This window comes from Xanthobacter agilis, assembly GCF_021730435.1.
Classification (GTDB): domain Bacteria; phylum Pseudomonadota; class Alphaproteobacteria; order Rhizobiales; family Xanthobacteraceae; genus Xanthobacter; species Xanthobacter agilis.
In genome coordinates, this window is the sequence record NZ_JABWGX010000014.1 from 44,925 (window position 1) to 69,933 (window position 25,009).

24 protein-coding genes are annotated in these 25,009 nt (G+C 69.3%); 6 read left to right on the plus strand and 18 right to left on the minus strand.

Annotated elements, in window-relative coordinates; genetic code table 11:
- Window positions 1-154 precede the first annotated feature (154 nt).
- On the plus strand, window positions 155-1,060 hold the full coding sequence (locus HUW53_RS11735) for a cytochrome-c peroxidase (RefSeq protein WP_237346028.1): 906 nt from the start codon (window positions 155-157) through the stop codon (window positions 1,058-1,060).
- A 3-nt stretch (window positions 1,061-1,063) separates the two neighbouring features.
- On the opposite strand, the gene HUW53_RS11740 is transcribed toward HUW53_RS11735, so the two are convergent.
- From HUW53_RS11740 to HUW53_RS11760, 5 genes are all read right to left on the minus strand, one after another.
- Window positions 1,064-1,879 (minus strand): ABC transporter ATP-binding protein, encoded by an 816-nt coding sequence (locus tag HUW53_RS11740; protein WP_237345951.1) that lies wholly within the window; start codon window positions 1,877-1,879, stop codon window positions 1,064-1,066.
- Window positions 1,876-2,700, minus strand: a complete 825-nt coding sequence (locus HUW53_RS11745; protein WP_237345952.1) for an ABC transporter permease — start codon at window positions 2,698-2,700, stop codon at window positions 1,876-1,878. Before HUW53_RS11745 ends, HUW53_RS11740 begins: the two co-directional genes overlap by 4 nt.
- Complete coding sequence (locus HUW53_RS11750; protein ID WP_237345953.1) at window positions 2,690-3,571, minus strand: ABC transporter permease; 882 nt, start codon at window positions 3,569-3,571, stop codon at window positions 2,690-2,692. Before HUW53_RS11750 ends, HUW53_RS11745 begins: the two co-directional genes overlap by 11 nt.
- A 230-nt stretch (window positions 3,572-3,801) precedes the next feature.
- Window positions 3,802-4,914 carry an ABC transporter substrate-binding protein gene (locus HUW53_RS11755; protein WP_237345954.1) on the minus strand — a complete coding sequence of 371 codons (1,113 nt, stop codon included), beginning with the start codon at window positions 4,912-4,914 and terminating at the stop codon, window positions 3,802-3,804.
- Window positions 4,915-4,987: 73 nt separating this feature from the next.
- Window positions 4,988-5,956 carry a TauD/TfdA dioxygenase family protein gene (locus HUW53_RS11760; protein WP_237345955.1) on the minus strand — a complete coding sequence of 323 codons (969 nt, stop codon included), beginning with the start codon at window positions 5,954-5,956 and terminating at the stop codon, window positions 4,988-4,990.
- 192 nt (window positions 5,957-6,148) lie between these two features.
- On the opposite strand from HUW53_RS11760, the gene HUW53_RS11765 reads away from it, so the two are divergent.
- Both HUW53_RS11765 and HUW53_RS11770 read left to right on the plus strand, forming a co-directional pair.
- Window positions 6,149-7,774, plus strand: a complete 1,626-nt coding sequence (locus HUW53_RS11765; protein WP_237345956.1) for an FAD-binding protein — start codon at window positions 6,149-6,151, stop codon at window positions 7,772-7,774.
- Window positions 7,771-8,094: a 4Fe-4S dicluster domain-containing protein gene (locus tag HUW53_RS11770; protein WP_169124058.1), complete on the plus strand. Its 324-nt coding sequence runs from the start codon at window positions 7,771-7,773 to the stop codon at window positions 8,092-8,094. The genes HUW53_RS11765 and HUW53_RS11770 overlap by 4 nt, the downstream gene beginning before the upstream one ends.
- Window positions 8,095-8,337: 243 nt before the next feature.
- Here HUW53_RS11770 and HUW53_RS11775 read toward each other — a convergent pair whose 3' ends face one another.
- From HUW53_RS11775 to HUW53_RS11820, 10 genes are all read right to left on the minus strand, one after another.
- On the minus strand, window positions 8,338-9,402 hold the full coding sequence (locus tag HUW53_RS11775; RefSeq protein WP_237345957.1) for an ABC transporter substrate-binding protein: 1,065 nt from the start codon (window positions 9,400-9,402) through the stop codon (window positions 8,338-8,340).
- Between the two features lie 34 nt (window positions 9,403-9,436).
- Entirely contained in the window at window positions 9,437-10,219 is a 783-nt protein-coding gene (locus HUW53_RS11780; protein WP_237345958.1) for an ABC transporter ATP-binding protein, read from the minus strand.
- Between the two features lie 3 nt (window positions 10,220-10,222).
- Window positions 10,223-11,080 carry an ABC transporter permease gene (locus HUW53_RS11785; protein ID WP_237345959.1) on the minus strand — a complete coding sequence of 286 codons (858 nt, stop codon included), beginning with the start codon at window positions 11,078-11,080 and terminating at the stop codon, window positions 10,223-10,225.
- Window positions 11,081-11,110: 30 nt separating this feature from the next.
- On the minus strand, window positions 11,111-12,328 hold the full coding sequence (locus tag HUW53_RS11790) for an acyl-CoA dehydrogenase family protein (protein WP_237345960.1): 1,218 nt from the start codon (window positions 12,326-12,328) through the stop codon (window positions 11,111-11,113).
- 255 nt (window positions 12,329-12,583) lie between these two features.
- The gene (locus tag HUW53_RS11795; protein ID WP_237345961.1) at window positions 12,584-13,411 is read right to left on the minus strand and encodes an ABC transporter permease; all 828 of its coding nucleotides are present in this window, start codon (window positions 13,409-13,411) and stop codon (window positions 12,584-12,586) included.
- Window positions 13,408-14,610 (minus strand): ABC transporter substrate-binding protein, encoded by a 1,203-nt coding sequence (locus HUW53_RS11800; protein WP_237345962.1) that lies wholly within the window; start codon window positions 14,608-14,610, stop codon window positions 13,408-13,410. The genes HUW53_RS11795 and HUW53_RS11800 overlap by 4 nt, the downstream gene beginning before the upstream one ends.
- Window positions 14,611-14,634: 24 nt before the next feature.
- Window positions 14,635-15,402, minus strand: coding sequence for an ABC transporter ATP-binding protein (locus tag HUW53_RS11805; RefSeq protein ID WP_237345963.1), 768 nt, complete (start codon window positions 15,400-15,402; stop codon window positions 14,635-14,637).
- Window positions 15,399-16,478, minus strand: a complete 1,080-nt coding sequence (locus HUW53_RS11810; protein ID WP_237345964.1) for an acyl-CoA dehydrogenase family protein — start codon at window positions 16,476-16,478, stop codon at window positions 15,399-15,401. Before HUW53_RS11810 ends, HUW53_RS11805 begins: the two co-directional genes overlap by 4 nt.
- Window positions 16,475-17,041, minus strand: a complete 567-nt coding sequence (locus HUW53_RS11815; RefSeq protein ID WP_237345965.1) for a carboxymuconolactone decarboxylase family protein — start codon at window positions 17,039-17,041, stop codon at window positions 16,475-16,477. Before HUW53_RS11815 ends, HUW53_RS11810 begins: the two co-directional genes overlap by 4 nt.
- Before the next feature lie 125 nt (window positions 17,042-17,166).
- Window positions 17,167-17,613 carry an RrF2 family transcriptional regulator gene (locus HUW53_RS11820; protein WP_237345966.1) on the minus strand — a complete coding sequence of 149 codons (447 nt, stop codon included), beginning with the start codon at window positions 17,611-17,613 and terminating at the stop codon, window positions 17,167-17,169.
- Between the two features lie 229 nt (window positions 17,614-17,842).
- Between HUW53_RS11820 and HUW53_RS11825 the strand changes: the two genes are divergently transcribed.
- Window positions 17,843-18,100: a hypothetical protein gene (locus HUW53_RS11825; RefSeq protein WP_237345967.1), complete on the plus strand. Its 258-nt coding sequence runs from the start codon at window positions 17,843-17,845 to the stop codon at window positions 18,098-18,100.
- Between the two features lie 159 nt (window positions 18,101-18,259).
- On the opposite strand, the gene HUW53_RS11830 is transcribed toward HUW53_RS11825, so the two are convergent.
- Window positions 18,260-19,867 carry an ABC transporter substrate-binding protein gene (locus HUW53_RS11830; RefSeq protein ID WP_237345968.1) on the minus strand — a complete coding sequence of 536 codons (1,608 nt, stop codon included), beginning with the start codon at window positions 19,865-19,867 and terminating at the stop codon, window positions 18,260-18,262.
- 128 nt (window positions 19,868-19,995) lie between these two features.
- Between HUW53_RS11830 and HUW53_RS11835 the strand changes: the two genes are divergently transcribed.
- Together HUW53_RS11835 and HUW53_RS11840 are read left to right on the plus strand one after the other, a co-directional pair.
- The gene (locus tag HUW53_RS11835) at window positions 19,996-20,823 is read left to right on the plus strand and encodes a class II aldolase/adducin family protein (protein ID WP_237345969.1); all 828 of its coding nucleotides are present in this window, start codon (window positions 19,996-19,998) and stop codon (window positions 20,821-20,823) included.
- Window positions 20,824-20,881: 58 nt separating this feature from the next.
- Window positions 20,882-22,480 (plus strand): rhodanese-like domain-containing protein, encoded by a 1,599-nt coding sequence (locus HUW53_RS11840; protein ID WP_237345970.1) that lies wholly within the window; start codon window positions 20,882-20,884, stop codon window positions 22,478-22,480.
- Between the two features lie 116 nt (window positions 22,481-22,596).
- On the opposite strand, the gene HUW53_RS11845 is transcribed toward HUW53_RS11840, so the two are convergent.
- Entirely contained in the window at window positions 22,597-23,328 is a 732-nt protein-coding gene (locus HUW53_RS11845; RefSeq protein WP_237345971.1) for an SDR family oxidoreductase, read from the minus strand.
- A 55-nt stretch (window positions 23,329-23,383) separates the two neighbouring features.
- Window positions 23,384-24,994: an ABC transporter substrate-binding protein gene (locus tag HUW53_RS11850; RefSeq protein ID WP_237345972.1), complete on the minus strand. Its 1,611-nt coding sequence runs from the start codon at window positions 24,992-24,994 to the stop codon at window positions 23,384-23,386.
- Between the last annotated feature and the right edge of the window lie 15 nt (window positions 24,995-25,009).

The following is a 25,009-nucleotide window of genomic DNA, read 5'->3' on the forward strand; positions in this document are numbered from 1 at the left end:
CGCCCTCCGACCCGTATTGCTGGTGGCGCTAACCCTTGCCAGTGCAGGGTTTTCTAACGCCGAGGAACGGGGCGGGGAGCTGCGGGCGGCCTATGTCGAACCGCCGGCCTCATGGCCTCGGCCGGACATCGATGCCGATGTGGCCTTCGTCGAGATGGGGGTGCCGCCCCCGCCGGCGCCTTCCGGACCCAAGGCGTTGCTGGGGGCGAAGCTATTCGCCGATCCGAGGCTGTCAGAGGACGGGCAGGTCGCCTGCGCATCCTGCCATGATTCGGATCATGGATTCAGCGTGCCTGAGCGGGTGGGGCGCGGGATCGGGGGCGCGAAGGGGCGGAGAAATCCGCCGTCATTGCAATTGGCTGCGACACGGACCCTGTTCGATTGGGATGGCCGGGGCAGGGACCTATCCGCCCGCGTCCTTGCGCCTTTGAGCGAACCCACGGAGATGGGACGCAACCTCGAATTGGCCCTCGCCCGCATCGCCGGGACCGAGCTGGAGGGGGATTTCCGGGCCGTCTTTGGAGCGGAGGGGCTGACCGCGCGGACCCTGGCGGAAGCCATCGTTGCCTACCTGAATACTATCGACACTCCCACCCGGCTCGACCGATTCATCGAGGGCGATCAAGCCGCCCTGAACGACACCGAACTGGTCGGCCTGCACCTCTTCCGCACCAAGGCGAGATGCATGAATTGTCATTTCGGGCCAACGCTTTCCGATGGCCTGTTCCACAATCTGCGGCTCTCCTTCTTCGGCGAGCCGGCGCAGGATCTGGGGCGGTTCGAGGCGACCGACAGTCAGGACGATGTCGGCAGGTTCAGGACCCCAATTCTACGGCATATCGGTGCCAGTCAGCCCTATATGCACAACGGACTGTTTCCGACCCTCGCCGGCGTGGTCAATTTCTACGATCGTGGAGGTGGTGAGGTATGGGCGCGGAATGCGGAGGAGGCGGCCCGTCCCCTCTACCGGGACGGAGCACGCCTCTCCCCGCATATCCGCCCCCTCGGCTTGAGCGAGGCGGAGAAGGCGGCGCTGGTCGCCTTCCTCAACGCCCTCTGATCGTCACCGCGCCCGTCCCTCGCCGAGGGAGACGCCGAGCAGTTCCAGCACCCGGTCGCGCAGGGCAACGAAAGCGGGGCTGGAGCGGTCGGCACGCGCCTCTTCGGGCACCTCCAGCACGGCGGCGATGCGGCCGGGACGGGGGTGGAGGACGACGATGCGATGGCCGAGGAAAACCGCCTCGTCCACATCGTGGGTGACGAGCACGGCGGTGGCGCCTTCGTAGGCGACGATGCGCTTCAGCTCGCCCTGCAGGCGCAGGCGGGTGAGGGCGTCGAGGGCGCCCAGGGGCTCGTCCAGCAGGAGGAAGCGGGGACGGTTGGCTAGCGCACGGGCGATGGCGACGCGCTGGGCCATGCCGCCGGAGAGCTGGGCCGGATAGGCCTTGGCGAAGGCCTCCAGCCCCACCAGCTCCAGATGCTCCGCCACCGACCGGCGCCGCGCCGCCGCGTCGAGCCCCGAATGCAGCAGTGCCGCGCCCACATTGCCCTCCACCGTCAGCCACGGCAGCAGGCGGTGTTCCTGGAACACGATGGAGCGCTCCGGCCCCGGCCCCTCCACCGGTCGGCCATCGAGGTGGATCTCCCCAGCATAGTCGAGATCGAGGCCGAGGATGAGCCGCAGCAGAGTGGACTTCCCGCAGCCGGAGGCACCGACGATGCTCACGAAGCTCCCCGCCTCCACCGAGAGCGAGATATCGGCGAGCACCTCCACGGCCTTGCCGTCGACCACGAAGGCCTTGCTCACATGGCGGATGTCGAGGGCCGGAACGGCGGTTGCGGGGGCCTGCGGGGACGGAGAATGGAAAGGGGCATTCATCGGTTGTTCCAGCGGATCAGGAGGCCTTCGGCGCGCTCGGCCAGCGTGTTGAAGCCGAGGCCGATGAGGCCGAAGAGGAGGATGACGAGGAACAGCAGGTCGATCTCGAACAGCTGGCTGCCCTCATTGAGCCGCCCGCCGAGGCCGGGAGAGATGTTGAGGAACAGCTCCGAGCCCACGGTGGCGAGCCAGGCGTAGATGAGCGCGCCGTGCAGGCCGGTGAAGATCATGGGCAAGGCATGGGGCAGCGCGACGAGCCGCATGTAGTTCCAGCGGCTCAGCAGCAGCACGTGGGAAAGCTCGCGATAGGTGGCGGGCACGAGGCTGATGCCGCGCCACGTGCCGATCACCACCGGCTGGAAGGCGGCCACGGCGATGAAGGTGATCTTGCCCGTATCGCCACCGCCGAACCACATGGCGAGCAGCGGCACCCAGGCGAACAGCGCTGTCTGCCGCTGCGCCAGCACCGTGGGGCCGACGATACGCCCGACGAGGGAGGAGGCGCCCAGCAGCGCCCCCAGCGCGAGACCCGCAGCCACGCCGATGACGAGGCCGGAGAGATTGCGCCGCAGCGTCTCATGAAGGTCGTCCAGCAGCGTGCCCGCCGTGACCTCGCGGATGAGGCGCTGCACCACAGCGAGCGGGGAGGGCAGGTATTTGGCCGGCACCCAGCCGAAGTGATGGGCGGCGAACCACAAAGCGAGCAGGGCCGCGAACGCCGTCCATGGGCGCCAGTCAATCCGGCGCGTGACGCTCCGCAGGGCGGTGCCGGCGCGGGCCTCGGCGGGCAGGGTGGTGGCGGCAGCGGCATCAATGGACATCGCGCGTTCCCCGCTTCCACGGCTGGGCCCGGCGCTCCACCCAGCGCAAACCGAGGTCCATGGCGAGGCCGGCGAGGGCCACCACGATCATGGCGATGATGACGAGATCGAGCTGGAACAGCTGCCGGCCCCAGGTCATTAGATAGCCCAGCCCCTCGAACGAGGCGAACAGCTCGGCCAGCACCAGCGTCTGCCACGCATTGGCGAGCCCCTCGCGCAGGCCGGCGAAGATGGAGGGCACCGCGCCCGGCAGCACCACGAGGCGCAGCGTGTCGCGCGTGTTGAAGTGCAGCACGCGCCCGAGCTCCCGGAAGGCGGGCGAGACGTTCTCGATGCCGCGCGCCGTGCCGAGGATGATGGGGATCGCCGCCGACCAGCCGATGACCACGTATTTCAGCGGTTCGTCGATGCCCATGAACAACGTGAGGAGGGGCATCCACGCCAGCACGTTCACCCGCGCCACCGCCTGGACCGGCGGATAGAGGAAGGCGCGCACGGTCGGCGAAAGCCCCGCCGCCGCGCCGAAGACGAGGCCGAACAGGGCACCGAGCCCGAAGCCGACAAGCACACGGTGGGTGGAGACTTCCAGATGGGTGGTGAGCGAGCCGTCGGCGATGAGGCTGGAGAGGGTCTCATAGATGGTCGCCGGTGCCGGCAGGATCTGCTCCGGCACGAGGCCGAGGCGCGCCGCCCACCACCAGGCCACCAGCAGGGCGAAGGGAAAGGACAGGCCGAGCAGTACGGAGCCGAGGGGTGTCGGGCCGGCTGGCCCCCGCCTCCCGGCACGTCGTCGGGCTGCGGAAGCCGTCGCGGTGCCGGCGCGGGCGGATTGGTCGAAGGCCGGTTTGTCGAGCGTTTCTGCAAGGCTCATGCTGTGTCACCTTCCGTCTCTGCTGCGTGCCGAACGCCCGCCCGCGCTCATGTCGCCCCGCTCGCCGCTGGTCATCCCCGCCTCGTGCGGGGGATCCACGGTGCGGCCGGGCTCCGTATTCGGCCTGAAACACCCGAAGCGGAGCCCGGTGGATGCCCCGGACGAGCCGGGGCATGACGGCGCTGATGGGGAGGCAGGGGCGCTCCATGACGCTCCCCAGTTCGACGCCCCTAGTTTGACGCCTTCTGGTCGATGCTGCCGCGCGTCTCGATGTTTCCGCGCCCGTCGCGGGTGGACCAGAAGTCCTCGAGCTTCAGCGTCTTCAGCGCCGCGTTGAGATAGGTGCGGTCGAACCAGTGGTCGATGTCGGGATCGCCCTTGAGCAGGCCATAGTCTTTGGCGGCCTGGGCCTGTTCCTTGTAGCGCGCGACCACATAGTCATCGATCAGCGGATTGACGATGAGGGAGAGGCGCTGGCCCTCGAAATTGGTGACGAAGGTTTCCTTGGGCAGGCCCGAGAGCGCCCAGGCCTCGAACGCCTCGTCCCGGTTCTGGTCCTGCGAGATGAAATGGGCTGCCTTGATGAAGGCCGTCACCACGCGTTGGGTGAGGTCCGGGTGGGCGGCGGCGAAGGCCTCGGTGACGAAATAGGAGGAATTGCGCCCCAGCGTCGGGTCGTCGCCCTTGGTGGTGTAGACGATCTTCACCACGCCCTTCGCCGCCAGCGGCAGATACTCCTGCCCGCCGAACACCGCATCCACATTGCCGGAAGTCAGCGCGGCGACGGCGGCGTTGGCGTCGAGATTGATGAAGCGCACGTCCTTTTCCGAAAGGCCGTGCAAGGCGAGGATGCGGTCGGTGGCGTTCTGCAGGTTCGTGCCCTTGAACAGGGCGACCTTCTTGCCCTTCACGTCCTCCACCTTGGTGATGGTGCTGTCGGTGGGCACGGCGAGGAAGATGGGATTGTTGCGCCCCGTGGCGAAGATGAATTTGTGCTTCAGCCCCCGCGCCCGGCCGACAATGGCCGGCAGATCGCCCAACAGGAAGAAATCGAGCTGGCCGGAGGCCACGGATTCATTCAGCGCGGGGCCGGCGCCGCGGAAGAAGGTCCATTCGATCTTCACGTCCTTGTCGTCGGCGAATTCCTTCTCGATCAGCTGGCGGGCGCGGGCATAGGTGGTCGCGTCGCCATAGGAATAGGGCCGCTGTTCCGCGCCGACGCCGGGATGGCCGAAGCGGATCACCGTCTCGGCCGCTGCGGGGGCGGCGAGGAGCGCGAGGCAGAGGAGCGCCGACGCGGCGCGGGCGAAGGGGCGCAGAACCGGGCGCAGCAGGGCAGACATTGGTCTCGAACTCCTGAAAGGGGGCAGAAGACAGGCCGGCGGCCGGGCCTGCCGCCCGCCGGCCTGCACGGGATCAGGCGGCGCGGTCGGCCGGCTTGTCGAAGCGGTTGCGGGTGACGCTGGTGCGGCCGTCCACGCTCACCGGGACCTCGCCATCCACGGTCACGCGGCGCACGACGCGGTGGGCGTCGCCATAGTCGTTCACCGCGTAGTGCTGGGTGGAGCGATTGTCCCAGACCGCGACGTCCCCCGCCCGCCAGCGCCAGCGCACGGTGTTCTCCGGCGCGGTGACGTGGCTCTGGAACAGGTCGTAGAGCTTCTGGCTGTCGCCCTTGTTGAGGCCGACGAAGCGCTGCACGAAATTGCCGAGCACCAGCGAGCGCTCGCCCGTCTCGGGATGCACCCGCACCACCGGATGGTCGGTCTCGAAGACGGTCTTCGTGAAATTGCGGTCGAACTGGCGGCGGTCGTCGTCGGTCGCGTGGGGGCGCACGGCGGCATAGTCGTATGCGTTGGAATGGGTCGCCCACAGGCTGTCCGCCAACTGGCGCAGCGGTTCGGGCAGGCGATCGTAGACGGCGGCGGTGTTGGACCACACGGTGTCGCCGCCCGCCGCCGGAATCACCACGCCGCGCAGCACGGAAATCTTCGGATAGGCGTCCACGAAGGTCACGTCGGTGTGCCACTGGTCGGCCCGGCCGGCGCCCTGGCCGCTGTCGCGCTCGCCGGTGCGGCGGGTGTCCAGTTCAAGCACCGAGGAGGTGCCGGCCAGCGCCCCGATGGTCGGATGCGGCACAAGCCCTCCGAAGCGCGCGCCGAAGGCCTCCTGCGCCGCGTCGTCGAGATGGTGCTGGTCGCGGAAGAACAGCGCCTTGTGCTTCAGCAGCAGGCGGTGGATCTCGTCGAACAGCAGCTGCGGCAGGTCGCCGGCGAGGCGCACATTGCGGATCTCGACGCCGATGCGCCCGGAGAGCGGGAGGATGTCGCTCTCGGGAATGGCGGGCTCCGGCGTGTTGGGAAGGGTGCTGATCGAAGCGCTCATAGGGCCTCCTGACAGGCTGCGGCGGACGAAGCGGCCGCGCGTCTCCCGGCGGCCGAGGGACATTAATCTTGATATTTTCAAGTAAGTCTATAAACTAAATCAACATTATATCGACGTTATTTGGCGCCGCATGCGCTTCGGCTTCGCGCGACAGCGTGGCGGCAGGCGTTCGCGAGGGCTTCGGGAGGCATCATGGGCTTTTCATCTTCCGCCCCGTCCGGGCTCCATCTCACCTGCGAGGTACTCGTGCTCGGGGGCGGCCCGGCCGGCACCTGGGCGGCGTTTCAGGCGGCGCGGACGGGCGCGCGGGTGGTGCTGGCGGACAAGGGCTTCTGCGGCACTTCCGGCGCCACCGCCCCGTCCGGCACCTCCATCTGGTATGTCGAGCCGGACCCCAAGCTGCGCGCCGCCGCCATCGTCAGCCGCGAGGCTCTGGGCGGCTTCCTCGCCGATCGCGCATGGTCGGCCCGAGTGCTGGAGACCACCCACGCGGCCCTCCATGAACTCGGCGCGCGCGGCTATCCCTTTCCGGTGGACGGCGCGGGCAATCCCATCCGCGTCTCGCTGCAGGGGCCGGAATATATGCGCCTCATGCGCAAGCTCGCGAAGGGCGCGGGCGTGCGCATCCTCGATCATTCCCCGGCGCTGGAACTGCTGGTGGACGAGGCCGGCGCGGTGGCCGGCGCCCGCGGCATCCGCCGGCAGCAGGGGGATGGCTGGCAGGTGGATGCCGGGGCGGTGGTGATCGCCACCGGCGGCTGCGCCTTCCTCTCCCGCGCGCTCGGCTGCACCGCGCTCACCGGCGACGGGCACCTGATGGCGGCGGAAGCGGGCGCGGACTTTTCCGGCATGGAATTCTCCAACGCCTATGCCATCGCGGCGGACTTCGCCTCCGTCACCAAGACCCTGTTCTTCAAGTGGGCGACCTTCACCGACGAGGCCGGAGAGGTGATCCCCGGCGCTGCCTCCAACGGCGGACGCTCGGTCATCGCGCGCCATCTGCAGAAGGGTCGGGTGTTCGCGAGGCTCGACCGCGCCGACGCGGCCATGCAGGCCAACATGCGCGCGGCCCAGCCCAATTTCTTCCTGCCGTTCGACCGCATGGGCATCGACCCGTTCACAGACCGCTTCCCCATCACGCTGCATCTCGAAGGCACGGTCCGCGGCACCGGGGGGCTGCGCATCGTGGACGAGACCTGCGCGACCCGCGTGCCCGGCCTCTATGCGGCGGGGGATGCGGCGACGCGCGAACTCATCTGCGGAGGCTTCACCGGCGGCGGCAGCCACAACGCTGCCTGGGCGGTCTCGTCCGGGCGCTGGGCCGGGCGCGCCGCCGCGGACTTCGGCCGCCGCGTCCCGAACGGGCGCGTGCGCCGGGGCGCCGGCACCGCGGGGCTGCGGGACGCCGGCGCCCGCCCCTTCGATCCCGCCGAGGCGGCGCGCACCGTGGTGGGCGAGGTCCACCCCTTCGCGCGCAACTATTTCCGCACGGAGGAGGGCCTGACCCGCTCCCTCGACCGTCTCGACAGCCAGTGGGCGCGCCTGTCCGCCTCCGCCCCGGCCGATGGCACCAACGTACTGCGCGCCCGCGAGGCGGCGGCCATGACGGCGGTGGCCCGCTGGATGTACCGCAGCGCGCTCGCCCGCACCGAGAGCCGGGGGATGCATCGCCGGATCGACCATGCGGCCGCCGACCCGGCGCAGCGCCACCTCCTCACCGCGGCAGGTCTCGCCGAGGTGTCCGTCGCCCAGCGGCCGGCCGCGGCCCTCGCGGCGGATGCCGTGGAGACGCGCGCCGGCGAAGGGATCGCGGCATGATCGAGCTCATCAGCGCCGCCCGCTGCACCGGCTGCAACATCTGCGTCGCCGCGTGCCCCACCAACGTGTTCGCGCCATCGCTGTCCGGCCCGCCGGTGATTGCCCGGCAGGCGGATTGCCAAACCTGCTTCATGTGCGAACTCTATTGCCCGGAGGATGCGCTCTACGTGGCGCCCACTGCTGGGGCGCCCCTCGGCCTCGCCAGCGAGGCGGACGCGCCGCTCCCCCTCGGCACCTATCGCGCCGCCATCGGTTGGACCCCGGCCACCGCCGCCAACCGCTCGGTGGACGCCATGCACGCGGTGCTCTCGGCGAAGTAGCGGGTTAGGGCTTCGGCGCCGACCGCTCGATGGCGGAAGTTCGGTGCCCGGCGATGGGCGCGCATGTATCCCCGATGATCTTCTGGCCCGCCTGGATGCCAAAAACGCAACGGCTCCTGCCTTCGGGCAGAAGCCGTGAGCGCCCAGGCGTGACCGGGTCAAGTCGCAAGGGTTCGCCGGATCGTGTCGCGGCACCGGCTCAACGCCGGTGCCGCACGTCCTTCCGTCCGTGTGGTCCGCCGATCAGTTGGTCGGGGCCTTATCGCCGTTGAGGATCTGCTCGGCGTAACGGCCGTCCACCACGGTCGCGAAGTCCACGGGACGGGGATAGAAGCCGGCCTTCACCAGCTTTTCGGTGGCCGCGATCTCCTTCTCGAAGCCCGGGCTGCCGGGGTTCACGGGAATGAGGGTCACGGCCTTGGCCCGGGCGGCGGCGAGCGCGTCGCGCTCGGCGAGCTGCTGGGTCTTCACATAGGATTTCGCGGTCTCCTCGGGACGGCTCGAGGCCCAGCGCAGATAGCGGGCGAGCCGGTTGAGGAAATCGCCGATGGCCGGGCCGAGCTTGGGATCGTCGACGGCGGCGGTGCGGGCGGTGACCGAGACGAAGCCGGGGAAGCCCACATCGATATCGCGGGCGACTTCGACGAGCGTGCCATCCGCCAGGGCGTCGGCGACGCGGGCGCGGGTGACGGGCGCTGCATTCACCGCGCCCGCGATCAAGGCGGTTGAGGTCGCGTCATAGGTCAGGAGGCGCACCTGCACGTCCTTGGTCGTCAGCCCGGCGGCGTAAAGGCCGAGCAAAGCGAGCGCGTTGATGTTGCCACCTTCGTTATAGGCGTAAGTCTTGCCCTTCAGATCGGCGAGGGTCTTGATGCCGGCGCTCTTGTGGGCGGCGATGAGGCTGTTGGAGAACTTGTCCTCGTCGAGGGGCTTCAGCAGCGCCACCACCTTGATGGGCGCATTCTGGGCGGTCCAGTTCTGCCGGTCCTCCGACGAAGCCTTGGCGGCCGCCGTGTCGCTGAGGCCCCAGGAAATGTCGATGGCATTGCCGCCCAGCGCCTGCACGGTCGGGCCGGCACCGTTGAGGCGCGCCCACTGGATCTTGTAGGGCGTGCCCTTCAGGAAATCGGTGGCCTCGATGGCGTCGCGGGTCACGTCCTCGAAAATGCCGATGCGCAGGGTGACGCCGGAGAGGTCCGGCTCGGCGGCCGAAGCGGGAGTCCCCAGCCCGACGGCGAGCGCCGAGGACAGGGCGAGCGCGAGCGCGTGGCGGCGCGAGAGCTGCGGTTTCGTCGGGAAACGGGTCATCGCTGGGTCCTTGGCTGGTCAGGGGAAACGAGAATCACGGGGCGCTGCCGGACGCGCCGGCGGCCTCCAGCCCGAGCGGGTCGACGCCCAGCTCGGCATAGAGGCGGGCGCGCATCCGGGCGCCAGCGGGGGTGGTGCCGTCGCGGGCCTCGCCCACCGTCGCGTCGAGGGTGAGGCGACGGTCGCGTAGCACCAGGACGCGGTCGGCGAGGCGGACGGCCTCGTCCACGTCATGGGTCACGAGCAGCGTGCCGGGGTGGTGGCGGGCGCACAGGCGACGCACGAGATCCTGCATCTTGAGGCGGGTCAGTGCATCGAGGGCGGCGAAGGGCTCGTCGAGCAGCAGCAGGGTGGGCTCAAGCACCAGCGCGCGGGCGAGCGCCACCCGCTGCGCCTCGCCGCCGGAGAGGGTGACGGGCCAGGCGTCGGCATGATCGGCAAGGCCTACCTCGGCCAGCGCATCAAGAGCCTGACGGCGTTGCCGGGCGCGGCGCGGCACGCCCATCAGCACGTTGCGCCACACCGGCTGGGACGGTACCAGCCGGGGCTCCTGGAACACGGCAGCGCGCGGCGTCGCGACCTCGCCCTCCCCGGCATCCAGCGTGTCGAGGCCGAGCAGGATGCGCAGCAGGGTGGTCTTGCCCGAGCCGGAGGCGCCGAGCAGGGCCACGAACTCGCCGCGGCGGATGGTGAGGTCGAGGCCCTCGAACAGGATGCGGCCGCCGAAGCCCTTGGCGGCGCCTTTGAGGGCTACGGCTTTATCGGCCGGATCGACGACGCCGACGGGCAGGAGAGGTGTGCGGATGGCCTGGTTCATGGCTCAGCGCGCCTTTTCTAGCACGCTGCGATGCCACGGCAGGAGCCGGCTCTGGGCGGTGCGGATGAGGAAATCGACGGCGAGGCCGAGGACCGAATAGAGCAGCACCACGCCGAGAATGATGTCGGTGCGGAGCGAGGCTCGCGGATTGAGCGCGAGATAGCCGATGCCGGACGTGGCGTTCACCTGCTCGGCCGCCACCAGCGAAAGAAGCGCCACCCCCATGGCATAGCGCACGCCCACCATGATGGAGGGCAGCGCCAGCGGCGCGACGATCTCGGTGGCGATGGCCGCTCGGCTCATGCCGAAGACGGTCGCCGCCTCGATGATCTTCGGGTCCACGTTGCGCACGCCCGAGAAGGTGTTGAGGTAGACGGGGAAGATGCAGGCGAGGGCGATCAGGAGGACCTTCGGCTCCTCGTCCACCCCGAACCAGATGACGAACAGCGGGATGACGGCAAGGAACGGCACCATGCGAAGCATCTGCAGCAGCGCGTCATAGGCGCGCTCTCCGGTGCGCCAGAGGCCAGCGACGATGCCGAGCACCAGCCCCAGCCCGCCGCCGACGAGGAAGCCGGCGGAGGCGCGCTTGAATGAGGCGACGAGGCTCTCCCACAACACGCCCGATACGGTCAGCTCCACCAGCGCGCCGACCACCGCGACCGGCGATTCCAGAGTGCGGGGACTGATGAAGCCGAAGGAGCAGGCCCCCTGCCAGATCCCAAGAAGGACGAGCGGCAGCACCAGGCGGGCGGCATCGGCGCCGGCAAGCCTGAGCCGGCTCTCGCGCTGCCGGGGTGTGCGTTTCAGTGCGATCTTCCCGGCGGCGGGGAAGATGGAGGCAGGCGCTGCGTGTGTCATGGGGCGTCCTTCCGTCGCGCTGCGCCGGCCTCAGAAGAAGGCGGCCGCGGGCAGGGGCGTCCCGTCGAGCAGCTGACGGCCGAGGGCGCGGGCCTTGTAGGCAACCGGATTGTGCGAGGCGAGGGTCCGGATGTTGCGCCAGTGCCGGTCGAGCCCCGCGCGTCGGGTGGCGGCGGAGGCGCCGCCCACATCGAAAAGGCGGCTGGCGGCGTCGAGGGCGAGCCCGTCCAGCACCACCTTGGACTGCGCCGCCCGGCGCGCAGCCTCCTCGAACAATGCCGCGTCGGGTGCACCTGCGCGGGCGGTCTCTATGGCGCCGTCCAGGGCTTCGGCCGCGCGCAGCACGGCGGCTTCCGCCACATAAGCGGCGCTGGCGATGCGGCCGAGCGCTTCCTGCAACTGCGGGTCTTCCGCCGGCCGGGCCGCCGTGGCGTGGTAGAAGTTGCGGTCGCGGGAGCGGATCAATCCTGACGCATCGCGCGCCACCGCCTTGAGGATGCCGGTGACGATAGAGGTGAGATAGAGCTGGGCGAGGGTGGCGTCGTGCGGGACCGGCGCCTCTTCCTCCGCCTGTACGATCACCTCGTCAGCCGAGAGTTTCACGCCGGAGAAGGTGGTGGTCCCGGAGGCGGTCAGTTCCTGGCCGATGCCGTCCCAGTCGTCGAGGACGCTGACGCCCTCGCGCTGGCGCGGCACGACGGCGGCCACCGGCACGCCCTCGGGCGTGCGGGCATTGACGTAGATGTAGTCGGTGAAGGCATTGCCCGTGCTGTAGTATTTCACCCCGTCCAGGACGAAGCCGGAGCCCTCGGGCCGCACCACCGTATTGCCGCTCCCGGCGCCGATGTTCTGGATGCCCGTCTCGCTGGCGCCGAGGCCGAACAGGCGTCCGGCCCGCACCTCGTCGAGCCATCGGGTGAACTTCGGGCTGGCCTTGGACCGCTGGGCTTTCTCCACGAACAGGAAGTGGTTGCGCAGCACGTGCGGCAGGTTCGAATCCACCTCGGCAAGGGCGATCACCACGCCGATCAGGTCGGGTACTTTGGCCCCGGCGCCCCCCTCGGCCTTCGGCAGTCGGAACGCCCCGAAACCTGCGGAGCGGAGACTTTCGACGTCGGCTCGCACATCCTCGGCGCGGCGCCCCGGAGCCTCGGCCCTGGCCGCGATGCGCGCGATGACCGGTTCCAGCTCCGCGACGCCGAACGGGGATGCGGCCGGCGCTGCGACGATTTTCTGCGCGATTGTCATGGCGAAGCTTCTCGGTCTTCAGGAAAGGGGCGGAGCCGTCCAAAGCCGCGCCGGCAGGCGGGCAAAGCCCTTGGCGCGCGATCACTCCGACGGAGGATCGACGGGCTCCAATCAATTTCATATAAATTATATCGAAATAATAGACAATAGCGATGCGCCCAGTTCTTCTTCCGCTCAGAGCCGCACGAAGCCGCGCCGCGCCGGTGCCGTCTGGCACCGGGCGGGTCCACCTTCATTCCGGAGATGTCTTCCGCCTCAGGCCCAGCGGCGGCACAGCGCCCGGGCGAGGGCATCGAGGGCGAAGCCGAGCACGCCGATGAGCAGCACCATGGCCATCAGCTCGGAATAGGCCAGCCGGTCGCGTGTATCGAGGATGAAATAGCCGAGCCCGGCGGAGACGCCCAGCATCTCGCACGGCACCAGCACGATCCACAGGATGCCGATGGCGAGGCGCACGCCGGTCAGGATGTGTCCCGTCACCCCCGGCAGGATCACCCGCGAGAGCATCTCCCACCGCGTCGAGGCGAGGCTGCGCGCCAGCAGCAGCCAGCGCGGGTCCAGCTGGCGCACGCCGGCAGCAGTGGACAGGAGGATCGGCCACACGGCGGCGAAGGCCAGCAGGAAATAGATGGGCCGGTCGCCCACGCCGAACACCATCACCGCCAGCGGCATCCAGGAGAGCGGCGAGATCATGCGCAGGAACTGGAAGGCCGGCGTGGTCGCCGCTTCCAGCGCGCCGAACGTGCCCACCGCGAGCCCCAGCGGCACGCCGATGGCCAGCGCGAAGCCGAGGCCGATGAAGATGCGCTGGAGGCTGACATAGACATGGATCGGCAGGTCCGAGTGCAGCAGCAGGCCGCCGAGGCTCGCGAACGCGCTCGCCGGCGAGAAACGCCGCGCGAAGCTGCCGGGGGCGGCAAGCACATCCGTGCCGAGCCACCACAGGGCCAACAGGACGAGCAGGCCGGCAATCCCGAGAAGCGGCCGCGAAAGTCCGCCGCCCCGCGCGGCGCCTTTCGGGCGCGCGTCGTTCGTCGGATTGGCTCCGGCGGTGAAAGACCTCTGCTGCGGCTCCGCATTCAAGGCGCGATCACCTCGGTGCGGGTGAATGTGTCGGGGAAGCCGAACGCCGGCAGGCCGCCGTTGGCCGCCAGCGCCGCCTTGACGAAGCGGTCGTCCACCAGCTCCTTCGCGGCCGTCGCGGGGTCGAGCTTGGCGAGGAAGGCACCGTCGCCCTCGATCAACGTGCCCTTGAGGCGCCGGACCAGTTCCTCGGTGTAGCTCGGGAACGGATAGGGCTGGAAGTCGATGCGCTTCTCCTTCCAATCGGCATGGCGGATGGCGCCGGACTTCAGATAGGCCTCGGTGTCGGCCTCGGGCGGGGAGAGCACCTTGTCGAGCACCGCCTGGGCATGGGGCGTGTAGCGGTTCGGCCCTTCCTTGGAGAGGAGGCGCGCTGTCTCGGCGCGGTTGGCGCGGGTCCACAGCTGCGCCTTCACGATGGCATTCACCACCTTCTGCGACCACTCCGGCCGCCCGTCGAGATCTCGCTCATGCATGAACACCACGCAGCAGGCGTGGTCCTTCCACACATCGCCGGTGAAGCGGAGGATCTTGCCGATGCCCTGCGCTTCCGCCACCGCGTTGAACGGCTCGGCGACGATGTAGCCGGCCACCTGACGGGTGGCGAGGGCGGGCGGCATGTCGGCCGGGGCCATCACCACGAGGTTGACCTCGTTGGCGGCGGGCGTGCCGGTCTTCTTGGTCACGGGGGTGAGGCCGTTTTCCCGCAGCAGGTTCTGCACCACCACATTGTGGATCGAGTACCAGAACGGCACCGCCACGGTCTTTCCGCCCAGATCGGCCACGCTCGAAATGTCGGGGCTGACGGTGAGGGCAGAGCCGCTCACATGGTTCCAGGCCACGACCCGGGCCGGGGCGCCGGAGCCGAAGCGCGCCCAGACGGTCATGGGCGACAGCAGGTGGATGACGTTCACCTGACCGGAGATGAAGGCCTCGATCACCTGCGCCCAGCTGCGCAGCAAGACGGGCTTCTCTGCCTTCAGGCCCTCGGCCTCGAACAGGCCATTGGCATGGGCGACCAGCAGCGGCGTGGCATCGGTGATGGGCAGGTAGCCGATGCGCACCGGGGCGTCCGGCTCCTGCGCGCGGGCCTCGGCGGCGCGGAGCAAAGGCAGGGCGCCGGCGGCGGTGAAAAGGGCGGACAGCTTCAGCATCTCGCGGCGGGAAAAGCCGCCGCGGGGAAGGCAGGCGATGCACATGGTGGGTCTCCTCGTCGGCGGGCGTCAGTGGCGGCGGACGGCGCCACGCAGCGCCTTCAGAATGTCGATGCGCAGGGCGCCGAGGGTCGCGACCTCGTCCCGGCGCGGGCGGGGCAGGTCCAGGGTCCAACTGGCGACCTGCCGGGCCGGCGCGCCGCCGATGAGCACCACCCGGTCGGCAACCAGCAGCGCCTCGTCGATGTCGTGGGTGACGAGCAGGGCGGCCGTGCCGAAATCGGCGACCACCTTCAGCAGCAGGTCCTGCATCTCGGCCCGGGTCACCTCGTCGAGGGCGCCGAAGGGCTCGTCGAGCAGCAGCACCTGCGGCTTGCGGGCGAGGCAGCGGGCGAGCGCGGTGCGCTGGGCCATGCCGCCGGACAAGGCGGAGGGCGGCAGGTGGCGGGCGTGGCCGAGCCCCACTTCGGCAATGGCGGCATCGACGCGCAAGCGGCGCTCCGCCGGAGAAACGGGAGGCTGGCGCTTGAAATCCAGCCCGAAGGCGACGTTGGCCTCCAGCGTCAGCCACGGCAGCAGGCAGGGGTCCTGAAAGGCGACGGCAAGGCGCGGATGCACGTCCTCCAGCACGGTGCCGCCCATGCGGACGGTGCCGGCGCTCGGCCGCTGGAGCCCGCCGAGGACGCGCAGCAGGCTCGATTTGCCGGCCCCGCTGGGTCCGAGGATGGCCACCACCTCTCCCGGCTGGATGGCGAGGTCGAACCCTTCCAGCACGGGCGCGGGCGCGCCGGGATAGCTGAGCGCGATGCCCTCAGCCGACAGGACCGGAACGCTCATGCCGCGCTCTGGCGCTGCGCCGCGAGCGCCGTCTTCAGCTGCACGAGGCTGGGCGTGATGACGGGCACGAAGGCCGCCTCCCGCCAGCGGCGGGCGAAAGCGGCACCGGCGGCGGTGAGATAGGCCCGCCCGCCCGTCGCCTGCAATTCGAGGCCGATGGCTTCCGCCACGATCTCGGCGAGGGCGATGCGGATGCGGAACAGGGCCGCCGGCTGGGTCTCGAAGGCCCCCGTCTCCAGCCCCTCGGCCAGCGCGCGCTCCTGGTTGCGCAATGCGGCCCCGAGTACGGCGAGCGGCTCGGCAAGGATGTGGCGGCCGGCGCCGGCGGCTTCCCGCGCCGCCGCGATGGACCGGCGCGCGAGGCCGATGGACATGCCGCACTGGAAGGTGAGGAAGGCCGGGCGCACCTTGGGCAGCCAGGCGTGGGCATCCGCCGCGATCACCCGATCCGGATCGATGCGAACGCCCGTGAGCGCCACCGCCGCCGTGTTGGTGGCGCGCAGGCCGATGAGGTCGAGGTCGGCCGAGCGTTCGATGCCCGCATCCTCCGCCGCGAGGGACGCGACGAACGCGCCGGGACGGTCCGCATGGGCGACCGCAGCGGCGAGATGGAAGGCGTCGGGCGCAAGGTTCGTCACCCACGGCAGCCTGCCGTCGAGGCGGAAGCCCTCGCCTTCGCGGCGCGCCGTCACCTGAAGGTCTTCCAGGCCGGCGAGGAACTTCATGGCATTGGACAGCCCGGTCGCGCCGGCGACGCGCCCGTGCAGCAGATCCGGCAAGAGTCGCCCGGCCAGGGCCGTGTTGGGGCTCTGGAGCAGGTATTCCACATAGGTCCGGTGGCCCCAGAAGACGAAGCCGGCGGCCAGCGAATGCGCAGAGACGTCGGCGATCGCCTCCACCACGTCGATGGGGGGCCCGCCCACGCCGCCGGCCGCCACCGGCACGCCGATGGCGAAGGCGTTGGCAGCGGCGAGGCGCGGCAGGACATCGGCGGCGGCGCTCACATCGGCATCGAGCCGAGGGGCGTTATCTTCCAGCCAGGTGGCGAGCGAGGAATCGAGCGCGTCCGCCATCATGCGGCGCTCTCGCGGGGCGCGTCCCAGCGGAACGGCTCGAGCTGCGGATTGAGGGGCGGGGCGCCCAGATTGTTGGCGAAGTTGCAGAGGGTGGCGAGGCTCACCCCCAGCACCACCTCCAGCGCCGCCTTGTCGTCGAAGCCGGCGGCGCGGAAATTGGCGAGGTCGGCATCCTCCACCCGGCCACGGCTGGCGATGACGGCCCTGGTGAAGCGGGCGACCGCCTCCAGCCGCGCATCCGGCACATGCCCCCGCTCGCGCAGCGCGGCGATGATCGCCGGGTCCAGCCCCGCCTTGGTGACGATGGCCGTATGGCCGGCGACGCAGAAGCCGCAGCCATGCTCCGCCGCCGCGGTGATCTGCACCGCCTCGCGCTCCGCGAGGGAGAGGGAGCCGCGGGCGTTGATGCCGGAAACGGTCAGATAGGTCTCGAGCGCGGTGGGCGCATTGGCGAGGACGCGCAGGAGATTCGGCAGGAAGCCGTTGCGCGCCTCAGCCGCCGCCAGCAGGTCCTTCGCCTCAGTGGGGGCATCATTCAACGAGCGAAGGGGCAGGCGCGACATGGGACTCTCCTAATTTCGAGTCAGTTTATGTATTTTATTCTGATGCGCAATATGGCGGCGTTGTGCCTACGATATGAGCAGACCCGCCGGCGCGTCCGCGCCTGTCGCGTGGGAGCGGGGCGCTCTCAGATGTAGTCGACGAAGGCCTGGAGACGATCCCCGGAAATGTCGCGCAGGTCCGCGAGGGAGCAGTCGTCCATCACCTCCCGGATGGCGGCATAGGCCTTGGCCATCAGCAAGCGGATGGTGCAGTTCGGGCCATCGCAATCCGGGCACGGCAGATAGTCCGGACCGCCGACGCAGGGCAGGGGCGCGAGCGGGCCGTCGAGGGCGCGGATGAGGGCTCCCACATTGATCTGGTCTGCCCCCCGCGCCAGCCGATAGCCGCCGCTCTTGCCCTTGCGGCTCAGGAGGAAGCCGGCGTGGCGCATCTCGCCGAGGATCACGTCCAGGAATTTCTTCGGGATGTGGTTGGCGTCGGCGATCTCGGCCACCTGAAGCGCCTTGCCCTCGGGCTGGTGCGCGAGGAAGACCGCGGCCTTGAGGCCATACTTGCCCTTCTTGGTCAGCATGGCGCTCAGGCGGCCCGCGCGAGTGGACCAGGAAGGTTCGGGAGATCCCAGGTGCGGATCGGCTCGATCATGACGCGCTCCAGCGAGGAAAAAAACGCAGCGGCCCTGCTGCGATTCATTTTATAATTGATCGAATCGATAGAATTAGTAAATTTAAAATGCGCCGCCCGACCGGTCTCCCCTTTCAGGCGGGAATACCGGAGCGGCGCGCAAAGCCCGGAGGGCGATCATGGCCGACGCAGACAGATCGAGCGACCCATCGAGTGCCCAGGCTTCCGCCGGCATCCTCGTCTTGTCCGTCGCAGGCCGGCGCGCCGGGCTCGCCTCGCGCCATTCCGAGGGTTTTCTCTTCCACGCCTGCGATCACCTGTTCAACGACATCGACGGCCGCCTGTTCTCCTCCATCGGCGACATGCGGATCGCCGCGCGATGCCTCGCCTCTCTCGAACGGCTGAGCCCACGCGCGCTCAGGCCCTGGCCCGGGTGACCTCTCGCGCCGGGTTTCCGCCGCCGGGGTTCCTGGCCCCGGCGAGATGGTCCGGCATCCGGCGGCCCCCTGCGGCCGCTGCTTCCAGAGTTCTCCCGCAACTTATCCCCGGGGGTCCCTCGCGACCCGCCGGGGATTTTTTCGTTCTGCCTGCCGCTTCTATTCGGCGAGCCAGATGTCCTTCAGCGAGGACATGGCCCCGTCCGGCCGCACCGAAACGCCGCGGACGTTGGTGTTGTAGACGGTGAACTGCTTCAGCTCGAGCAGCGGCAGCACCGGCAAGTCGCGCTGCACGCGGCGCTGCAACTCGTGGAACAGCGCCACGCGCTGCTCCGGATCGGCGGCGCTCTTGATGCCCTCGATCACCTTGTCCGTGCCGGGGTCCGCATAGCTGGACGCATTGGTCCAGGGGATGCCGGGCGCGATGGATTTCGACCAGAACTGCCGCAGCAACCCCAGCTCGGGATCGATGAACACGGAGAACTGCCCCGTATTGATGTCGAAGTCATAGGAGCCGTAGACGCGCCGCACGAAGGCGCCGAGATCCTGCGAGCGCACATTCACCTCGACGCCCACGCGCTTCAGGTTCTGGCGGATGTATTCGGCAGTCTTGCGGAAATTCTCGTTGAAGGGCTGGAAGTCCTGATTGATGGAAAAGCGCACGCCATTGGCGCCGCGCTTGTAGCCGGCCTCGTCCAGAAGCCGCTCGGCCTCCTTGGGGTCGAAGGCATAGGTCGGAACGTCCGCCGTGTAGAAAGCCTTGGTGAAGGAGGGGATCGGCCCGGTGGCCGGGGTCACGAGCCCGAACCACACGGTGTCGGCGAGCCCCTGCCGGTCGATGGCATGGGCGAAGGCGCGCCGCACGCGGATGTCGGCCAGGATCGGGTTCCTGAGGTTGAATTCGAGGAAATAGTATTTGGCGTTCCACTCGTAGCCGCGCGATTCCACCTTCAGATTGGGCAGCTTGCGCACCCGCTCGATGTCGGCGAATGGCACGGGATCGAAGGCGGCATAGCCCACGTCGCCGATCTCGATCGCCGCCGCCCGCGCGCCGCCGTCCGGAATGAAGCGGTAGATCACCCGGTCGAGATAGGGCTTGCCGGCATCCCAATAGTCCGCATTGCGCTCCAACTCGATGGCCTCGCCCTTGGTCCAGGACTTGAACTTGAAAGGCCCGGTGCCGACCGGCTCCACATTGTGCGGGTTCTTCAGGATGTCGGTGTTTTCATAGAGATGCTTCGGCAGCACCTGCCCTTCCCAGGCGTTGAGCGCCGACAGCACGACGAGGGAAGGGGCGCGAAAGCGGAAGATGGCGGTATAGGCGTCGGGCGTCTCCACATCCTCCAGTTCGGCGAAGGTGAGGCGGCCGCGTGAATGCACCTTCTTCCAGATTTCCAGCGCGCTGAAGCGCACATCTGCTGACGTGAAGGGGGCGCCGTCGTGCCACTTCACGTCGTGCCTGAGATGGAAGGTGAGGGTCAGCTTGTCCGGCGAGATCTCCCAGCTTTCCGCCAGCGCCGGCTTCAGCCCGAGATTGTCGTCATAGGCGACGAGGCCGTCATAGATGTTCACCGAGACGGCACCGTTGGAGAACTGGTTGTTCACGGTGGTGGTCAGCACCGTCGGCTCGGGCTGGATGATGGTGACGAGCGTGCCGCCGCGCTTCGGCGTCCTTTCGGATGGGCCTGTCTGGGCGAGGACCGTCGCGGGAAGCAAGCCGATGAAAGCAGCCGCGACGGCAAACAGCTTGAGGGCACCTGAGCGCATGACCCTGCCTTGTGGATGGGGGAGGAGAGGCCGGCCGGTGCCGCGCGCCATTCTGCCGAGCGGACCTTCCATGAGGCCGATTGCCATGATACTGATTTTGTCTATCGAAATTATCAATAAGAAATTCCATGCCCGCTCCCGCACGCTCCCCCGTCGCCGCGCAACGCGTTGCCACGCCCCAATTTTCCCCTGAGGAACTGGCCGCCCGCGAGGATCTGGCCGCCGCCCACCGGCTCGCCGTCTGGCATGGCTTCGACCAGGGCATCTACAATCACCTCACCGTCGCGGTGCCGGGGCGGGACGATGCGTTCCTGCTCCCGCCGTTCGGCCTGCACTGGTCGGAGGTGACGGCGAGCGGGCTGCTCACCGTGGGCTATGACGGGCGGCTGATCGCAGGCGAGGGGGAGATCCAGCGCTCGGCCTATTGCATCCACGCGCCGATCCATCGCCTCCACCGCGAGCACCAGGTGGTGCTGCACACCCACATGCCCTACGCGACGGCGCTGACCCGGCTGGAAGACAACCGCCTGTTGCCGGTGGGCCAGACCGAGATCCTGCTCATCGACGAGATCGTCTATGACGACGCCTATACCGGCCTTGCCCGCGAGCCGGAGGAGGGCGAGCGGCTGGCGGCCTTGCTGGGGCCGGACAAGAAGATCCTGTTCCTCGCCCATCACGGCGTCATCGTCACCGGCCGCACCACGGCGGAGGCCTATGACCGGTTGTTCGCGCTGGAACGCGCCTGCCAGGTGCAGCTCTACGCCTTGTGGACCGGCCGCCCGCTGAAGCAGGTGCCGGCTCCCCTCGTGGAGAAGGCGCAGGCCCAGTATCGCGCCGGGCTGTTGCAGGCCAGCCAGAAGACCGCCGCGCCCGGCCAGAAGCCCCACGGCGCGGAGCTGCATTTCGCCGCCTTGCGCCGCCTGCTCGACCGGCGCGAGCCGGACTATCGCGACTGACCGTCCCCGCGAGCCCTTCCCGCATCTCGCGCCAACCGGCGCCCCCAGGAACCTGCCGATGACCTTTTCCGCCGTCACGCCGTCCGCCGCTGTCCGCCTCCTGTCCCCCCAAGACGTGCAGGCGGCCCTGCGCGGGACCGGGGAGATCGCCTTCCTCGACGTGCGCGAGGAGGGTCAGTTCGGCGAGGGCCACCCCTTCTTCGCCGTCAACGCGCCCTACAGCCGGCTGGAGCTGGACATCGGCGCGCTGGTTCCGCGCCTTGCGACCCCGGTCGTTCTGCTGGACGAGGGCGATGGCCTCGCGGTGAAGGCCGCGCAGCGGCTGGCGGCGCTGGGCTACAGCGACCTTGCCGCCGTGGAGGGCGGCGTCGCGGCGTGGGTGGCGGCCGGTTATGAGATTTACAAGAGCGTCAACAGCCGCTTGAAGGCTTTCGCCGAGGTGGTGGAGCATGCCTTCCATACCCCGGCCATCGAGGCCGCCGAACTCGCCCGCTTGAAGGGCGAGGGCGCGGACCTCGTGATCCTCGACAGCCGCACCCCCGAGGAATTCGCGCGCTTCCATGTGCCCGGCGCCATCAGCTGCCCGGGGGCGGAACTGGTGGAGAAGTTCGACGCCTTCGTCCGCGCGCCGGAGCAGCTGGTGGTCGTCTCCTGCGCCGGGCGCACGCGGGGCATCATCGGTGCGCAGAGCCTGATCGATGCGCAGGTGCCCAATCGCGTGGTAGCGCTGAAGGGCGGCACGCAGGGCTGGCGCCTCGCCGGGCTGGCGCTGGAATCCGGTGTCGTCCCGGTCGCGCCGGTTCTGGATATCCCCGCTGCCCGTGCCCGCGCCGAAGCCGTCCGCACGCGGTTCGGCGTGCCCCTGGTGGATGCCGCGACCCTCGCCCGCTGGCGCGGCGCGGAGGCCGGTGCGCGCACCACCTTCCTCTTCGACCTGCGGGATGCCGCCGACCGCACCGCTCTGCCGGTGCCGGGCGCGGTGGCCGCACCGGGCGGCCAGTTGGTGCAGTCGCTCGACAAATGGGTGGGCGTGCAGCACGCGCGCATCGTGCTGATCGACGCCGATGGCGTCCGCGCGTGCCTCACCGCCCACTGGCTGATCCAGCTCGGCGAGGATGTGCACGTGTTCGATGGAAAGCCGGACGACATTGCCCGGGTGGTCGATGCGGCGAAGGCGGCGATCCCGGCCCTTCCCCGTGTCTCCCCTCAGGAGGCGGCGGCCTTGCTGAAGGACGGCGCGCGGGCGCTTTCGCTCGATGCCAGTGCCGCCTATCGCGCGGGCCATGCGGCCGGGGCGCTGTGGACCATCCGGCCGCGCCTTGCGGCGCTCCCAGCGGATGTGCTGGCAGCGCCCGCCATTGTCCTGTTTGCCGCCGATCCCGGCGTTGCCGATCTCGCCGCGCTCGATCTCGCCGGCCTCACCGCGGCGCGGATCGTCGCGGTGGAAGGAGGCCTTGCGGCGTGGCGGGCGGTGGGCCTGCCGGTGGAGGCGAGCCCTGCCAGCCCGCCGGATGCCGAGCGCATCGATTACCTATTCTGGGCGCACGACCGCCACGACGGCAATCCGGACGCCATGCGCACCTATCTCGGCTGGGAGGAGCAGCTTCCCGGACAAGTGGCGGCGGAAGGCGGCGCCGGCTTCCGGCTGGTGGTGTGAGGCGGCCGGCCGGCGGAGGCCTTCGCCGGCCCCAAAGCCCGCGCGGCGCCCGAGCGTAGACAAGCCGAAACAGCCAGCGCGGCGTTTGAGCGGACGCAACGTAAAACCCGGCCCTCTCACGATGCGAGGTGGCCGCCGTCGATGTCGAGCACGGTGCCGGTGGAGAAGGGGTTGGTGAGGAGATAGAGGATGGCCTGCGCCACCTCCTCCGGCCGCCCCGGCCGTCCGGCGGGAATGGCAGCCGCGACCCGGGCCAGCGTCGCCGCCCGCTCCGGCCCGCCATGGCCGGGCGTATCGATATAGCCCGGCGAAACCGCATTCACGCGGATGGGCGCCAGCGAGACGGCAAGGCTGCGCGCCAGCGCCTCGACGGCGCCGTTGATGGCGGCAGGGAAGGCCATGGTGCCGATGCCCCGGCGGCTGGAGATGCCCGACACTAGGACGATGGAGCCGCCCGCCCGGATCAGCGGCGCACCGGAGCGCACGGCATTCACCTGCCCCCAGAACTTGGAATCGAAGGAGGCGCGGGCCTCATTGAGGTCCGCCTCCAGAAGCGGCTTGCGCACCACATGCGCCGCCGTCGTCACGAGGTGGTCGAACGGCCCTATTTGCCCGAAGAAGCGCGCCACCGCTTCGGCATCGGCGACGTCGAGGCTGGCGCCGGACGCCTTGGCGCCCAGGCGCTCCACCGCTCCGGCGACACGCGCCGCGTCCCGGCTCGCCACCACCACCTCGGCCCCCTCCGCCACCGCCGCCTCTGCCGTGGCAAAGCCGATGCCCTTGGTGCCGCCGATGACGACGACGCGCCGGTCGGCGAGGGCGGAGTTGCGCGGCGGAACCTGAGACATGACGCATCCCTTGTGGCGGCTTGGACAGGGTTCGGGACAGGCGGACGTCCGGCGCTCAGCCCCGAACGGCTCCGGGCGCCGGCTCCAGCCAGGCATCCGCGAAGGAGGAATAGACCCCGATTGGGCCGACATTCACGCCCTTCAACCGGCTCGACCACACGCGGAACTGCTTCAGCTCCAAGATGGAGATGGAGGGCAGCTCGGTCTGCACGATCAGCTGGAACTCGCCGAGCAGCGCCTTGCGCTTCTGCGGGTCCGGCTCCACCGCCGCGGCCTCCAGCAATGCATCCACCCTGGGGTTGGAATAGCCGGATGCGTTGGACCACGCCGACCCCGGCCGGATGGTCTGCGACCAGAAGCGGCGCTGCACGCCGATCTGCGGATCGGCGAAGGCGGCGTAATAGGCGTTCAGCGTGTCGAAGTCGTATTCGGTGTAGATCTTCCGCAGGAAGGTCGGCAGATCGTAATTCAGCAGTTCCACCTCGATGCCGACCTTCTTCAATTGCTGGCGAATGAACTCGCCCGAGCGCTTGAAGTCGTCGCCATAGGGGATGCTGGCGTGGTTGAAGCGCAGCCGCACGCCGTCCGGCCCGCGCTTGAGGCCGGCCTCGTCGAGCAGCGCCTCGGCCTTCTTCGGATCATAGTCGTACTGGGGCAGTCCGGTGGCCGCGAACGCGGTCTGGAATGCCGGCACCGGGCCGGTGGCGGGCTCGGCGAAGCCGTACCAGACCGTTCGCGCCAGCGCCTTCTTGTCGATGGCGAGGGCGATGGCCCGGCGCACCCGCACATCCTGGAACTGCGGACGGCGCATATTGAAGTCGAGGAAGAAGACCGGCGCCACCGCCTCCCAGCCACGCGTTTCCACCACGAGGTCCGGCCGCTTGGCGAGCCGCTCCACGTCCGAGAGGGGCACCGGGCTGAGCGGCACATATTGCGCCTCTCCGGTCTCCAGCGCCGCGGCGCGGGCGCCGGCATCGGGCACGAAGCGGAAGGTGAGCCGGTCGAGATAGGGCTTGCCGGCATCCCAGTAGTTGGGGTTGCGCTCCAGCGTCACGTGGCTGCCGCGCACCCATTCCTTGAAGATGAAGGGACCCGTGCCAATGGGCTTCGTATTCCAGGGATTGGTGAGCGGATCGGTGCCCTCATAAAGGTGCTTGGGCAGGATCTGCGTCTCGCTGGAATTGAGCGCGGCCCAGATCACCGGCGAGGGCTTCGCCAGCCGCAGGATGACGGTGTGGTCGTCAGGCGTCTCGATGTCCTGAAGCTGCGAATAGGTGCCGATGCCGCGCGGGTGGGTCTTCTTCACCACCTCCAGGATCGAATACTTCACGTCGGCGGCAGTGAAGGGCACGCCGTCGTGCCAAGTCACGCCCTTGCGCAGGCGGAAGGTGATGGAGCGGCCGTCGGGTGCCTGCTCGTAGCTCTCGGCGAGCTGCGGACGCGGCGCGCCCGTCCCGTCATAGGTGACGAGGCCATCGTACACGTTGATGGCGATGACGATGGTGGGGTTGGACACCGTGAGCCCGAGGGTCTGCGGCTCCGGCACCACGATGGAGACGAGGTGCCCGCCGCGGACGGGCGAGCCGTCCGCAGCGTGCGCCATCGGCACGGCCGCAAGGGAGGCGCCGGCCGCAGCAAGGCGCAGGATGTCGCGACGGTTCAGCATGGGCAGCCTCCGTTT